Source organism: Streptomyces spinosus (genome assembly GCF_020400655.1).
Classification (GTDB): Bacteria; Actinomycetota; Actinomycetes; order Streptomycetales; family Streptomycetaceae; genus Streptomyces; species Streptomyces argyrophylli.
Genome location: NZ_JAINRC010000016.1, coordinates 13061 through 28031 on the forward strand (window position 1 = coordinate 13061; position 14971 = coordinate 28031).

Annotated in this window: 12 protein-coding genes; 5 read left to right on the plus strand and 7 right to left on the minus strand. The window is 67.1% G+C overall.

The window, feature by feature from the left end:
* The first annotated feature begins 10 nt into the window (after positions 1 to 10).
* The 4 genes from eccCa to LG395_RS28650 all read left to right on the plus strand — a co-directional run bounded on the left by eccCa (position 11) and on the right by LG395_RS28650 (position 7486).
* Positions 11 to 3982: a type VII secretion protein EccCa gene (gene eccCa / locus LG395_RS28635; protein ID WP_225811703.1), complete on the plus strand. Its 3972-nt coding sequence runs from the start codon at positions 11 to 13 to the stop codon at positions 3980 to 3982.
* 72 nt (positions 3983 to 4054) lie between these two features.
* Entirely contained in the window at positions 4055 to 4504 is a 450-nt protein-coding gene (locus tag LG395_RS28640; protein ID WP_171152316.1) for a hypothetical protein, read from the plus strand.
* Positions 4505 to 4509: 5 nt separating this feature from the next.
* Positions 4510 to 6792, plus strand: a complete 2283-nt coding sequence (locus LG395_RS28645; RefSeq protein ID WP_225811704.1) for a DUF6571 family protein — start codon at positions 4510 to 4512, stop codon at positions 6790 to 6792.
* Positions 6793 to 6859: 67 nt separating this feature from the next.
* A complete protein-coding gene (locus LG395_RS28650) occupies positions 6860 to 7486 on the plus strand; it encodes a hypothetical protein (RefSeq protein ID WP_225811705.1) in 627 nt (208 codons plus the stop codon).
* Between the two features lie 244 nt (positions 7487 to 7730).
* On the opposite strand, the gene LG395_RS28655 is transcribed toward LG395_RS28650, so the two are convergent.
* The 6 genes from LG395_RS28655 to LG395_RS28680 form a co-directional block, all read right to left on the minus strand.
* On the minus strand, positions 7731 to 8030 hold the full coding sequence (locus LG395_RS28655; RefSeq protein ID WP_225811706.1) for a WXG100 family type VII secretion target: 300 nt from the start codon (positions 8028 to 8030) through the stop codon (positions 7731 to 7733).
* Positions 8031 to 8108: 78 nt separating this feature from the next.
* Positions 8109 to 8453 (minus strand): WXG100 family type VII secretion target, encoded by a 345-nt coding sequence (locus tag LG395_RS28660; protein WP_030657588.1) that lies wholly within the window; start codon positions 8451 to 8453, stop codon positions 8109 to 8111.
* A gap of 127 nt (positions 8454 to 8580) precedes the next feature.
* Positions 8581 to 9831: a S8 family serine peptidase gene (locus tag LG395_RS28665; RefSeq protein WP_372463477.1), complete on the minus strand. Its 1251-nt coding sequence runs from the start codon at positions 9829 to 9831 to the stop codon at positions 8581 to 8583.
* A 90-nt stretch (positions 9832 to 9921) separates the two neighbouring features.
* A complete protein-coding gene (locus tag LG395_RS28670) occupies positions 9922 to 11667 on the minus strand; it encodes a hypothetical protein (protein WP_225811707.1) in 1746 nt (581 codons plus the stop codon).
* A 2-nt stretch (positions 11668 to 11669) separates the two neighbouring features.
* A complete protein-coding gene (locus tag LG395_RS28675; RefSeq protein WP_308071384.1) occupies positions 11670 to 12089 on the minus strand; it encodes a DUF2563 family protein in 420 nt (139 codons plus the stop codon).
* 476 nt (positions 12090 to 12565) lie between these two features.
* A complete protein-coding gene (locus tag LG395_RS28680; protein ID WP_308071385.1) occupies positions 12566 to 12691 on the minus strand; it encodes a hypothetical protein in 126 nt (41 codons plus the stop codon).
* A gap of 242 nt (positions 12692 to 12933) precedes the next feature.
* Here LG395_RS28680 and LG395_RS28685 point away from each other — a divergent pair, with 242 nt between their 5' ends.
* Complete coding sequence (locus tag LG395_RS28685) at positions 12934 to 13446, plus strand: hypothetical protein (RefSeq protein ID WP_225811708.1); 513 nt, start codon at positions 12934 to 12936, stop codon at positions 13444 to 13446.
* A gap of 263 nt (positions 13447 to 13709) precedes the next feature.
* Here LG395_RS28685 and mycP read toward each other — a convergent pair whose 3' ends face one another.
* Positions 13710 to 14969: a type VII secretion-associated serine protease mycosin gene (mycP, locus tag LG395_RS28690; protein WP_225811709.1), complete on the minus strand. Its 1260-nt coding sequence runs from the start codon at positions 14967 to 14969 to the stop codon at positions 13710 to 13712.
* Positions 14970 to 14971 lie beyond the last annotated feature (2 nt).

Sequence of the window (14971 nt, forward strand, 5' to 3'; positions counted from 1 at the left end):
TTGGTGCGTAGTGAGCCACATCGTCGTCAAGCGCCCACCGCGGGCACTGCCGAAGGAAGTGCCCACGGACGAGGTCGTACTGCAGGCTCCGCCGGAACTGCCGCGCGGTCAGCAGGAAGGCGCACTGATGCAGCTTCTGCCCATGCTGGGCATGGGCGGATCCGTGGTGTTCTTCTTCAACCCGCAGGCCCAGCCCTTCATGAAGATCATGGGCCTGGTGATGGTGGCATCGACGATCGCCATGGGCGTCTCGATGCTCGTCCGCTACCGCCGCGGCAACCAGGGGCAGATGGCCGACCTGCGCCGTGACTACCTCCGTTACCTTTCACAGACCCGACGTGTCGCCGTGGAGACCGCGCTGACGCAGCGTGACACCCAGTACTACCTGCATCCTTCGCCGGAGCAACTGTGGGCCCTGGTCGCCGAGGGCAGCCGGGTGTGGGAACGACGCACCGCGGACGAGGACTTCGGGCAGGTGCGCGTGGGGCTCGGTCCGCAGGCCCTGGCCACGCCCCTCATTCCGCCCCAGACCGCCCCGGTCGACGAGTTGGAGCCGCTGACCGCCGGCGCGATGCAGCGCTTCCTGGCGACGCACAGCACCCTCGACGACCTGCCGATGGCGGTGTCGCTGCGCGCCTTCTACCACGTGACGATCAGCGGCGAGCCGGGCACCGTCCGCGGTACCGCCCGAGCCGTCACCGCCTCCCTCGCCTCACTGCACTCCCCCGAGGATCTGGTCATCGCCGTCGTCACCGCACGTGAGTCGGCGCCCGAATGGGAGTGGGCGAAGTGGCTGCCGCACGTACAGGCCCCGGGCGTCACCGACGGCGCGGGCAGCATGCGCCTGATCAGCGCCGACCCCGTGGAGCTGGAGGACCGGCTCGCCTCCCGCCTCGAGGGCCGTCCGCGATTCCACCCCTCCGGGCCACCCGTTCCGGAACAGCCCCACCTGGTGGTGGTGCTCGACGGCATCTCCCTCCCGCCCACCTCCTTGCTGGCCAGTCCCGAGGGCCTGCAGGGCGTGACGGTCCTGGAGGTCGTACCGGGCGACCTCACCGTCGGGCGGGGCGACCTGTCGGTCGTCGTGCAGCCGAAGGAACTGCGCCTGGAGTCCGCCCACGGCATGGTCTACGAGGGCACCCCTGACGTCCTTTCGTACGAGGCGGCGGAGGCGTTGGCCCGCCAGCTGGCGCCGCTGCGCATGGCATCGGGCGGCGACGACGACGAACCGCTGCTCGCCAACCTGGAGTTCACCGACCTGCTGAACCTGGGCGACGCCGCCTCGGTCGACCCGAAGCGGACCTGGCGGCCCCGGTCGCAGTCGGAGCGGCTGCGCGTGCCGATCGGCGTCGGCGAGGACGGCCGGCCCGTGATGCTCGACCTCAAGGAAGCGGCGCAGGAGGGCATGGGCCCGCACGGCCTGTGCGTCGGCGCGACGGGTTCCGGCAAGTCCGAACTGCTGCGCACCCTCGTCCTGGGTCTCGCCGTGACCCACTCCTCCGAAACGCTGAACTTCGTCCTCGCCGACTTCAAGGGCGGTGCCACGTTCGCGGGCATGGCCCAGCTGCCGCACGTAGCGGCCGTGATCACAAACCTCGCGGACGACCTCACCCTGGTCGACCGGATGGGCGACTCCATCCGCGGTGAACTGAACCGCCGCCAGGAGATGCTCCGCGACGCGGGCAACTACGCCAACATCCACGACTACGAGAAGGCACGCGCGGCGGGTGCCCCGCTGCAGCCGATCCCGTCCCTCGTCCTGGTGATCGACGAGTTCAGCGAGCTGCTGACCGCCAAGCCGGACTTCATCGAGATGTTCGTGCAGATCGGCCGTATCGGCCGTTCGCTGGGCGTGCACCTGCTGCTGGCCTCCCAGCGCCTGGAGGAGGGCCGCCTGAGGGGCCTGGAGACGTACCTCTCCTACCGGATCGGTCTGCGGACGTTCTCGGCGGCCGAATCCCGCGCAGCGCTCGGCGTCCCCGACGCCTACGAGCTGCCGAATGTGCCCGGTTCCGGCTTCCTGAAGTTCGGCACGGACGAGATGGTGCGTTTCAAGGCCGCGTACGTCTCGGGGGTGTACCGCACCAGCTCCCAGCAGGCCGCGGCGCTCGGCGGCCCGCTCCCCGTCGACCGCAGGCCGGTCCTTTTCACGGCGGCCGAGGTACCGGTGCAGTACGCGGCGATCCCGCAGCAGCGGCAGGAGGAGACCGGCAAACGGCAGGACGACGCGCTCGCCGACACCGTACTCGACGTGATCGTGCGGCGCCTGGAGGCACAGGGTCCGGCCGCCCACCAGGTGTGGCTGCCCCCGCTGGACAGCCCGCCGTCACTCGACGCGCTGCTGCCGGGGCTCGCCCCGGTGCCCGGCCGCGGTATGACCCAGCCGGGCTACGAGGGCGCGGGCAGGCTCGTCGTCCCGGTCGGCCTGATCGACAAGCCGTACGAACAGCGGCGCGACCCGCTGTGGCTGGACTTCGGCGGCGCGGCCGGCCACATGCAGATCATCGGCGGCCCGCAGTCCGGCAAGTCGACGCTGCTGCGCTCGATCATCGCGTCGTTCGCACTGACCCACACGCCGTGGGAAGTGCAGTTCTACGGCCTCGACTTCGGTGGCGGCGGTATGGCCTCGGTGGCCGGCCTGCCGCACGTGGGCGGTGTCGCGTCCCGTCTGGACCCGGAGAAGGTCCGGCGCACGGCGGCCGAGGTGTACGGCGTGATGACCCGCCGCGAGGAGTACTTCCGCTCGGCGGGCATCTCCTCCATCGCGGAGTTCCGTACCCGTCGCGCTCGCGGGGACATCTCGGTGACCGACCAGCCCTGGGGCGACGTCTTCCTGGTCATCGACGGCTGGGGCAACTTCCGTACGGATTACGAGGCACTGGAGCCGTTGGTACTGGACATCGCCGCGCGCGGCCTGGGCTACGGCATCCACCTCGTCCTGACCGCCTCGCGCTCGATGGAGGTCCGCGCCAACCTCAAGGACCACCTGATGAACCGCCTCGAGCTGCGGCTGGGCGACCCCATGGACTCCGAGATCGACCGCAAGGTCGCGGCGAACGTCCCCACCGGTGTGCCTGGCCGCGGTCAGACCCCGCAGAAGCAGCACTTCATGGCGGCGGTCCCGCGCATCGACGGCCTCTCGTCCGACACGGACCTCGCGGAGGCGACGACCGCCCTCGCGGCCGAGGTCACCCGCCACTGGCAGGAGCCGGGCGCGCCCGAGGTACGCCTGCTCCCCGGCGAGTTCCCCGCCACGCAGCTTCCGCCGGGCGACCGCTTCCCGAACCGCGGCATCTCCTTCGCCCTCGACGAGGACAACCTGGAGCCCGTGTTCGTGGACTTCGAACAGGACCCGTTCTTCCTTGTGTTCGGGGAGAGCGAGTCCGGCAAGTCGAATCTGCTGAAGCTGCTGATCAGGCGCCTGACAGAGCGGTACGACGGCGACGCCTGCAAGCTCTTCGTCGTCGACAACCGCCGCTCGCTGCTCGGAGTGACCCCGAAGTCGCACCTGGCCGAGTACATCCCCATGTCGAACCAGATGCAGCACCACATGGACGCATTGGCCGACCTGATGCAGCGTCGTACGCCGACCGCCGACGTGACCCCGGAGCAGCTGCGCAACCGCAGCTGGTGGCGGGGCCCCACGGTGTACGTCATCATCGACGACTACGACCTCGTGTCCACGTCGAGCGGCAACCCGCTGGCGGGCCTGACGGAGCTGCTGCCGTTCGCCCGCGACGTCGGCGTCCGCTTCATCATCGCCCGCTCCACGGCGGGCGCCGGCCGCGCCGGCTACGAGTCCTTCATGCAGCGCATCAAGGAGCTCGGCGCCCAGGGCGTGGTCCTCGCGGGCGACCCGGCCGAGGGTGACCTGCTGGGCGGGGTCCGGCCGCGGCCGATGCCGGCGGGGCGCGGGATCTTCGTGTCCCGGAAGCGGGGGAAGCCCATGGTTCAGGTGGGGTTGATGGACACAGAGAACTGAGGCACGTAGGCACTGCTGACCTGACGAGGCTCTCGCTCATTGGCCGGAGCGGAGAGACGGGAGGAACCGCCCATGGCGTGGGACGAGTGGGAAGAGCTGAAAGCAAAGGCAGCGCAGAACCAGTCAGCACACATGCGGCTGAACCATGTGACGCCCGACTATGGAGGCGGCGAAAGCACGCGTGGTGATCTCACCGTGCGCCAGAAGGACCTCGCCGCGATCGGTTCCGCGGCCCACGAACTGTTCCAGGACTTCGGCCGGTTCAGCGACCACGCTCGTATGTCTTCCATCAAGGCGGCCGGAGGGCTCAAGAGTGAGGGCTTCGCCATCGGGGCGGCGCTCGATCACGTAGCCGAGCGCTGGGTGGACCAGGTACAGAGCCTCCTCGATGCCTGCGCCCACATCTCCAACCACCTGCGCTACACCAAGAACCAGCACGCCGCTGACGAGTCCTACATCGCCGGCACTCTCAGCAGCATCGCCCAGCTCGACCAGGGCTTTGACGAGCGGAAGGGCAGCTGACGGGCATGGATCTCGACGCTTTGCGCTACGGCAACTTCTCGCAGCTGGGAGAGGCCATCACCGACTGGGAGGAGATGACCAAGAACCTGGCTACGCTGAAGGGGGATGCCCAGAGCAACCTGAAGAGCCGTGCGGACAAGGCGGACTGGGCCGGTGTCAACGCCCAGGTGAGCCGGGAGTTCATCGACAAGACCGCGCAGGAGTTCGCGGACGCCCACACGCAGGCGGACTCCATTACGAAGATCCTCAAGGACACCCGCGACGAACTCGTCGGCTATCGCGACCAGCTGAACGAGACCCTTGAACGGGTGCCGTACAAGTACTGCACCGTCATCGACACGGGCGGCGGAACCTTCAGCGTCAGCGGCAACCCTCGCCCCGACTGGGCATCCGATCCCAGTGGCAACACAAGCGCGGTCAGCCAGGCAGACGTCGACGCCCTTCGCAACGAGGTTCAGCGCATTCTCGGCAAGGCGACCGAGAGTGACAATACCGCGGCGAAGGCACTCGGTCTCCTCGTCGACCAGGCGAAGTACGGCTTCTCCGGCGCCCACTACGAGAACCGGGACGCGGCCGCCAAGGCCGTCTCGGAGGCAGACCGGATGGCCAAGATCCTCGCGAAGAATCCGCACGACGTGACGAGCACGGAGCTCGCATCACTCAACTCGACCCTGGCCAAGTACAAGAACGACCCCTTGTTCGCGGAGGAGTTCGCCACGCAGGTCGGCCCGAAGAAGGTGCTCACCTTTTGGGCCGGCATCGCCGATCCCTACCAGGGAACTTACGACCCCGACCGCGCCAAGCAAGCGAAACAGTTGCAGAAGAACCTCGGGACCATCATCGGCCAGGCCACTCTCTCGGACAGCGACAAGATGCAGACCTGGGAGCGGCAGATGATCCGGCTGGGGCCCGACCAGCTCGGGATCGACGACGCGAGCAATCCGACGGGTTACGCGGTCATGAGTAACCTCATGCGCTTCGGCGACTACGACGACCAGTTCCTCAACGACTACGGCGACAAGCTCCTCGCATACGACAAGAAGATGAACGGCCAGGGCATCAACGCCTGGGTCAACAACTTCAACGACGGCGACCTCAATTACTGGGGCTACAAGAACGATCGCGGCCGCGACCCCGTGACCGGTTTCCTCGAGGCGCTCGGTCATAATCCGGATGCGTCGGCGCAGTTCTTCGCCCAGCCCGACGGCAGCGGCGACACGGTCAACAAGGACGCCGAGGTCAACGAGCACCTGAAGTACCTGACGAAGGAACGGGTCTGGGTCTCCGACGCCACGATGGAGGGCGACCACGACTACGTCGCAGCACGCAACTCACTGGGCCGGGCGCTGGAGGCGGCCACGACCGGTTATTCCGCGGACGCCTCCCCGAAGGACGTCGCGGCGGGTGACCGACGCACCGCGGCCACGGCCGGCGTCATGGAACAGGTCGCCTACCTCTACGGCGGCGAGGACGGCCCGAAGATGCTGCACGATCAGCCCGAACTCGCCGACAGCCTGGGCAAGATGGCCGGAGCGTACATCGATGACATCGACTACGAACTGTCCGGTATCGGGGACCACGGCAAGGACGCGGGGGACTTCCCTGCTCGCTATGCCGGACGTGCCCACTTCGGCAACCAGGGGGCCATCGATTTCCTGAGCGTCCTCGGGCAGGACGAGCACTCGCACAAGGCCGTAACCGCTGCCCAGCATGTGTACACCTTGAGCATGCTCGACGCCCATCCCCCGACCAGTAATGCCCATATGAACCAGGCACGCGACATCATGTCGGTGGGCGCGGAAGCCCGCGGCATTCTGGACAATTCCCGGGTGGAGCAGGCGGCAACGACGTACGGAGAGAACTCGGACGAAGCCAACAAGGCACTGGGGCGGTCGGGAGACTGGAAGAAACTCCTGGTCGGTGCAGTAGTCGCTGGTGGAGTCGCCTCCATCCCGCTCCCCGGTTCGACGGCTGCCGCAGTCGTCATCGCCCCCGTTGCGGCGGACACGCTCACGAATGCGGCCAACACGCTGCTCGGCCACGAGATCGACAAGGCGACCGACGACGCCGAGTCCGATCCTCTGGTTCCGTCACAGATGACGAGCCGTGAGTTCTACGGCCGAGGGGTCGACGATCTCGGATCGACCTACGATGCGTACTTCAAGGACCATCCAAACGCCAGGACTGTCGCTGACCAGCAGCAATGGGTCGAAGAAACAAAGAGCAGTTACCTGGGCACCGGCTCCCACGAGAACGACTACCGTGGCCGGCCTCCCTACAAGGACTGAGCAGGGGCGTAAAGTGCTGCGAATCGCAAGGAACAGTACATACGGGACGGCTCTCTCTCTTACGGCTGTGGCGCTTCTTGTCGCGAGTTGCAGCAGTGATCCTGAGCATGAGCAGGCGAAGACGTCCGGCACGACAGCGAGCAAGATCTGCGGCGGAGCGCTCGACGCTTCCGCCGGACAATCTCTGCAGAACCTGGCGGGTACGGATCGGTTCGACGAGTCCACGGGCGCCGACGAGACGGGACAGCCTCGTTCGTTTTCCGTACAGGACGCGGTCAGGCACCTGCACGACGAGTATCGTCAGCGCCCAGCGTGCTGGGTGTACAAGGCCGGCGACGAGAGCGGCAAGCCACTTCTTGAAATCCGCTTCTCGGCATCCCAGAGTTACCCCGCACCGTCCGACAAAGAAGTCAACGGCAGCAAGGTCAGATACCCCGTGGGACTGTATGCCCAAGTGGGCCGCGACGGAGCTGACCTGTTTTTCCAGTGTCCCACCAGAGCAGGATCGAAAGACGCGTACATCGGTGACACCAAGTACGTGAAAGCGGAACTCTATTCCACTCGTTCCCAACTGCGCGGGGACAGCATCGACAAAGACCGCATGGTGATCCTCAACTCTCTCTCCCGCGAAGTGGCCCAAGAGGCAGGCTGCGCTTCCGAGGCCGATCTGCCGACTGGGGTTCCCGATGCGTGATCGAGGCCGCGGGTGACGACAGGGACGCCGGTAGAACGCGGCACAGACTGCCGGGCATGTCGTCGATGACGGCTGCGTCGCCACATGCGAGCCGGTGTAACGCTCCAGCCCGGACCATGGCCGGGGGCGGCGCGCACGTCCACCCCTGTCCCCTGAGCGGCTTCCTGCCGGACACAACAACAGGGTGGGCGCCTCCCGTGCGCGCCCACCCTGGAGTTGCTTCGTCGCTTCCGCGACTCTCGGCCTAGCGGAAGTAGCTGGCCGCCTTCTTGTCGCCTTCCATGTACGTACCGCCGGACTGGGCGACGACGTGGCCGATGCCGGCCAGCGCCTGGTGGATGTCGTTCGCTTCCTTGTCCCAGTGGTTCAGCTTCTCGTGGAAGGTGTCCTGGGCCTGCCCCTCCCAGTACTGCAGGCTGCTCACGACCAGCCGGCGCAGCTCCTGCAGGTCCTGCTCGAGCTGGCTCGCCTCGTTGCCGATCTTGGTTGCCGCGACGTCGAGCCCGTCGTAAGTGACTGACAGGCCGTCAGTGTTGTTGGCCATGCGTGTTACCTCGTCTCGCTGGTGTGTATCGGATGGGTGCGCCGGTGTCTGCGGCGGAAGTCCTGGGTGCCCGCTCCGTCAGTATGAGCTGAGAGGGGACACGGTCGGAGCGCCGTCCCGCACGTCGATCTTGTTGACGGCCGCGCGGACCTCGTCTTCCTTGCTGTCCTTGATGTTGCGGGTCGCGGTCATGGCCTCGATGACGTCACCGAGGATGCCGCCGATGGCCTGCAGCGACTGGTTGATCTCGTACTGCTTCGAGTCGAAGGCGGCACGACCGATACCGTGCCACTGTCCCTCCAGGCCGTCGATCACGCCCTGCAGCCCGTGCACCCGCTTCCGGATGCCGTCGTACTTCTCCAGCATCTGCTTCTGCAGGTGGATTACTGCGGCATCTTCGAGCTTCTGCTTGTTCTCGGCCATCTCAGCCCTTTCTCTGTCTGTCTCGTTGGTCCAACTGCTCGGCCCACTACCGCACGGTGCGGCACGGCGGCGGGCGCGTACTGCACGCCCTATCGGAAGAGCACAGGGCTAAAGACGGCTGCCGACGTCACCTGGCACGCCGCGCCCGTGCGACAGCCAGCCCGCCTCCGCCGATCACGACGACGGCGGCTACGGCGCCGAGCACGGTCCAGAGGGTGGTGTTGTCGTTCGACGACTCCGTGCTCGATCCTGCCGCCGAAGTACCGCCGGTAGAACCCTTGTCGGGGGCTTGTGACGGGGTTGATGCGGAGGAGGAAGGGGCGGAGGGGGACGAGGAGGAAGACGTGGAGGACGCGGCGGATCTGGCCAGCAGGTCGCCGCCGTTCTCCGCCGCAAGCGGGTCGACATCGGCCGGGCCGGGGTTGTAGTCGCGGTTCGCCAGAACGAGACGGGGTCGAATGAGCCCGTAGCCGGCGTACTTGCTCGGGTCGTTCTTCGACCAGGTACGGCCTGCCGTGTCGATCAGAGCACGGGCCACCTGGTTCACCGTCCAGTCAGGGTGCGCGGACCAGATCAACGCTGCGGCACCCGAGGCGATCGCGGCTGCCGAACTTGTACCGTTCACGTCGTCGCAGTACGAGCGGAAGTTGGTGTCGCACCATCCCGGAAAGCCTTGGCCTGGAGCCGAGAGGTCCACGTAGTTACCGGACGAGGAGAACTTCGACACCGTGAGGGACTTGTCGACCGACGCGACGCCCACCACGTAGGGGAAAGCGGCTGGGTAGCCGATGTTGTCCCCTGATGTCCGCCCGTCATTGCCAACCGCGGCAATCAGCAACTTGCCCTTCGATGCCGCGTACTTGATGGCCTCTTCCACCTTGGGGATCGGTGCCGCCTCACCGAACGACATGCTGATGATCTTCGCGTCGGTGTCGGCCGCGGCTCTGATCGCGTCTTCGGGCTCGGGAGTCTTCCTCTTCTCTGCGGACCCGCCCTTCAGACCGTCCAGCTCAATCCGGTACGGAACGATCTTTGCACCCGGCGCCAGCCCCTTGAGGCTGCCGCCGGCTCCCGTACCAGCGATCAACTCGGCCATGGTCGTCCCATGACCTTTGTAGTCGGCGGTCGCACGGTACGCCACCGACTTCGGGGTCTCATCCACCAGGACCTGACCCTTGAGTGACGGCGTGTCCGCGTTCACACCGGTGTCTATGAGGGCAACCTTGACGCCCTTGCCGGTGCTGACCTTCCACATCTGTTCGGCCTGCATCGGACCCAGGTACCACTGCTTCGCCTGGACGTCATCCGCTACAGCACTGGGTGCAAACCCCACAGTCGCGGCCACCAGGGTGCCGACGGCCGCGCCCACAGCACGCACTCGTCCACCGCTGCGCGTCCCGTGGAGCGTCGTCCGCTCGGCTCGTCGGCTCATCCCTGACTTCATTGTCTTCCGTGTCCTCGTTAGCGGTCAGTTGGCCACCGGCGGCACATCGCGCCGGGGCTTGTCGGGCAGCTGTGACTCTTCCTCCGTGTCCTCGGGCTTTCCCTTACGGCCGGCGCCGCGTACGAGACCGGCACCGCCCCGCGTCATACCGCTCCGCTCGGCACCCGCAGCGGAGTTCCGCGCAGCCGGTTTGCCCGTCACAGCCTCGGACTCACCCGCTCCCGTGCGAGAACCGCTCGGCTTCGTACCGGGCCGCGCTGCGGACTGGGGCGTTCCGAAGACACCGCGCTGGCCGAGTCGACCAGCCGTGGACTGCGAATTGGCCTGAGCCTCGGCCCCGATGACCGTGCCACGCGGAATCCTCGCCCCACCCTTCGCCGGACTACCGGTGGCCGTGGGGCGCCCCCCGACGACTCCATTGGAACGGCCGGCGCCGGTTGTCGGCGTGGCGTTCGCACGGGGCGTCGTCGTGCCGCCGGGCCGCGGCGAACCACCAGTGACCGCGCGACCCATCGGAGACGCCGTGCTCCTACCGGCGGTCTGTCCCGTCGACGCGGCACTACCCACCTGGTTCATGGGTCCCTGTGCCGCATTGCGTCCGGAGCCTTGGGCATTGGGAAACCCGGCCGTACCCGCACGTCCCTGAGCAAAGGGAGGAGTACGGTACCCGGCCGAACCACTCAGGCTTCGGCCCGTCGTCGGACTGGGCAGCGGAACCCGGTAGCCGGCGCCGCCCAACAGGTCGGGCTGACCGCCTGCCGGAGGCGTGTTGGTGACCGGCGGGGTAGGGCCGGTCGTGTGTGTGGTCGTGGGAGGAGGCAGCGTGCCGGTGCTGTCGATGTTCGTGCCGACGGGCGGCTCCTCAGGGAGCGTGACCGTGTGGTTGTCGTGCGTCGGCAGCACGTGAGGCGGGGCGGTTTCGCGAGGCACGTGGTGGGCTACATTGTCGGGCCCCACTGCAGTTACATGATGACCGATGGCGGGTGCCGAGCCGGTACCCGTATGCGCACCCGTCCCGGACGTCGGACGGTCGGTCCCGAGCGAGTTGACGGGCTGCGGCCGAGGCACGCCCACGTCGGGCATCGACGTAAAGTTCGGCGTCTTGTCCTTGGCGGGCAGGGCTGCCAGGACCTCCTCCGAGACCGCGTAGTACGACGCCAACCGATTCATCTGGTTGATCGCCTCTTGGCGGTGCTTCTCCACCTGAACGGCGTGGTCGTATTCCGCCTTGTTCGCGGCCTTCTCGGCTTCGGTGAACTTCTCGGGTCGCTTCGGGTTCGCCCTGGTGTCACGAGCCGGCATGCCACCACGCACGGCTGCGAGGCCCACGGCGGCGGCGGTGATCTGGTCACCCGCCGCCCCGGCGAACTCACTCAGATGGTGGGTGTTGGTGACGAGATTCTCGCCCCACGTGCGGAATTGATCTCCCGACACTCCCACCCAGGGGACCTTGTCGATGTAGGCCTTGAGATCGTCGGCGGCCTTCTTGATGGCATCGCGCGCGTCCCAGAGCGCCTTGCCGGAGGATTCGAGATCCCCCGGGTCGGTCTTCTCGACCAGATCGATCATCTGGTTCAGGTCAAGATCGCGCTTGTCGAAGTCCGTCCTGGCGGCGACGGCTCGTCCGAAGGGCGTGGTTTCGACCACGGAGCGCACCATGCCGTTGAGGAAGCCGCCGCGCGGTCCGTCCTCGATACCGCGGACGATGTCCGTCACGGAGTTCTGCTGAGAGACGCGATGCAGATCGTCCTTGTGCTGCTTGTCCGTCATCGTCACGCCTTCGTCTTGGTGCCGCTGCTGGCGTGCTGCTTGTCGTCCGTCCTGGGCTCGAGCTTCTTGATCTCCGCCTGGATCGCCCAGAAGCGCTGACGCTGCTCCTCTTCCAGACTGTCGAAGCCGTTGCGCGCACCGGCGACCGCGATGCCGATCGCCTCGATCTGCAGGTGCAAGCTCTTGGACAGGGTCGTGAGTTCGTGATGGACCCTGCTGTACTGCTTGTACAGACCGTGTGCCTCAGGAAACTCGTTCTCCCCGCCCGACGTCAGCGACGTCGCCCTGATCGTCTGAGCACCGACCTTCGCCGGGTTGCCCGCGGACCCTTCGAGGGCGCTCAGCACCTCGTCCACTTGGCCCACGAACTTGCCCAGCGCCTCGCCACTGGCCTCCAGGTTCGCCGCCCTGGTCGCCGACACGCCCCCCACCATGTCTGACGGAAGCACGACGCTCCTCCCCGTTTCCCCGTACGTCCATCGGCTCCTCCGGAGCGAGGGCCGACCAACCGCTCGCCGTACGATCGCAAAGCGAGCCGCGTCTCACAACGCGTTTACCACTCTAGTCAACCCGCCCAACTGGTCCAACCGTTGACTCGTCTTCGCGACCAGCCCAGGTGCCGCTCTTGGCCGGAACCGCCGGTTTTTTGCAAGCGAACGAGCACGGCGACGCGGTCATGCGTCGCACCCCGCCAATCAACGATGAGCACACCTGAATGGGTGAGTGGGCAGCCCTCGTGCGATCTGCATCAAATCTCCACGCCTCATCGAATGTGGCCTCCGACAGGTTCAGCCGGACGACGTCACCTGGCAGTCGCGTCCACCCAACGGCCACGCCCCCACCGCCGAGCGCAACGACGGCGGCTATCGCTCCGAGCACGACCCAGGGGGTGGTGTTGTCATCGTGGAGCGTGCACGAGGCCGGTGCCGGTGAGGCAGCCGTCGAGGACCGGGTCGAGGTCCGGTGCGTGGCGCGGGAGTTGGTAGACAGTGAGCCAGTCCCGTTCGGCGATGTAGCGGCGCATTCCGCCGGCAGGTGGGTGTTCAGGTTGTCCTGGATCAGCACGCCCCGCACACGCACGACGGGCCCGCCCCGGGACCGCGCCTTGCGCCAGCGCTGTACCGGCGGGAGGCTGACCCACGCTGTACTGGATGACTTCATGGACTTGGTGCGCACCGTGCGCCCTGCCGACAGCGCGAGCGCGTAACTCTCGCAATGCGGAATCGGCGAATCTTGTACCCCCTCCGGCCATTCATAGGTTGACTCATGGGACTCTTCGACAAACTGACAGGTACCCGGCGCCCTCCGACCGGAGTCGCGCCAGTCTCACCAGAGGAAGTGCGGACAGCCCTCCTTGGTCTGAATCGGTCCGACGTTCCGTACGTGGTTCGCGACAGCGCTGCCGACAACGCCGACCTTGTAGCGGAGTGGCGCATCGAGGAACCCGCCTGGCGGGCGTTCTTCGTCGAGTCCCAGCTCACTCACGCTGTCCGGGTCCGGATGCGACTGGTCCAGGAGGACCGTGAGGTGCGCGCCCTCGAGGAACAGTGGGAAGCGACCCGGATCGGAAATCCGCCGAGGTTGAAGATCGCGTCAGAGTACTCGCGCGGCCCGAACAGGACCGTGACCCGCCAGTGGACCATCGAAAGGGGGGACAGCGGTCGCCTCGAAGCGACGGAGACTTTCCGGTTCGACGCCGCGGAGCTGCGCAACCCTCTACGCGACGCTGTTCTCAAGTCGGGCTGGACCTGGCGAGGAGTCGTTTTCGGCAAGCTGTGACGGCGACAGGACTCCCTGCCGACTCACCGTTCCAACGAAGTCTCAGAGACTCGAGACCGCCGTGCGCCTCCCACTGACCTCTGTCTCCCAGGGAACTGAGCGGCGGACGCGAGGCTCTCTCCACACGCAACCAGACGTCAACACTCGACACCACAGCACGCCGGCACAGCGGGCAAGTGACCGTCGCAGCCCTCTGCACCGCTCTTTCTGCACTCTGTAGTCCCGAACCTTGCCACCGGAGGCAGCGAACCTTCGGTGGGGTCCTAGCCCAGCCGGCCGCCCCGCCTGCGGCGCGCGTCGCGGACCGCCACCGCCGTACCCGCCATGCCTGCCACCAGCACCAGACCTCCCACGACCGTGTACGTCGCAAGGCGGTTGTCGCGCTCCTGCGCCGTCTCGCCGAAGTGCAGGGGGGTGACCGACGGGGCCTCTCCCCTGGCCATACCGTTCTCGGGTTTCGGGGACTCGACCGGGTGCGCCGGGTCCACCTCCGTGAGTGCCTTCACGGGGTCCACCACGCCCCAGCCCACCAGCCGGTCACGTCCGGGGATCGAGCGTTCCGCGGTCTGTTCGATCTGGGCGACGACCTGCCGGGCGGTCCAGTCGGGGTACTTGGACTTCAGCAGGGCGGCCACACCTGCGACATAGGGCGCCGAGAAGCTCGTACCGTTGTCCGAGCAGTGGCCGTTGCCCGGGACCGTGGAGATCATGTCGACGCCGGGAGCCGCGACGCCCACGAAGTCTCCCGACTGTGAGAAGGCGGCGCGTTCGTTGTTGCGGTCGGAGGCCGCCACCGCCAGGACTCCTTCGTATGACGCCGGGTACGTGACCTTGACGTTGCCACCCAGGCCATCATTGCCGGCGGAGGCCACCAGGACGACCTTCCGGTTCAGGGCGTAGTCGACGGCGTCCTTCAGCTTCGAATTCTTAGGGTCGAGCGCCTCGGCCGTGTCCTGGGAGATGTTGATGACGTCGGCGCCCGCCTGGACCGCGTAGGTGATCGCCCGGGCCAGCGAGTCGGCCGTGCCGTCCCCCTCTGCGTCGTTCTGCTTGATCGGGATGATCGTGGCGTCCGGGGCCAGGCCCACGAACCCTGTGCCCTTCGCCGGGCGGGCCGCGATGATGCCCGCCACGCGCGTGCCGTGGCCGACCGTGTCGGTGGTGCCCGACTTGTTGCCGCGGTCTATCTTCTCGCCCTTGCGGTTCTTGTCCGGCAGCAGGTTCTTGCCCTTGGACGCGTCAACGGCCTTGGTGAGCTGCGGGTTCTTGACGTCGACACCCGTGTCGATCACGGCCACCTGGACGCCCTTGCCCGTGGACCGCGCCCACAGCTCGTCCAGGTTGACGCGTTGCAGCGCCCACGGCCGGCCCGCGTACGGCTTCGACGGGAACGTGCACTGGCCGTCGTCCGCACGGGCCGGGGAAGCGGGCAGGGCGAGCACCGTGGTCGCCGCGGTGAGGGTCACCGTTGCGGCCACGACCACCGCTCGGCTCGCGGCTGCCGAGATCCTTGCCTTCAGCATGA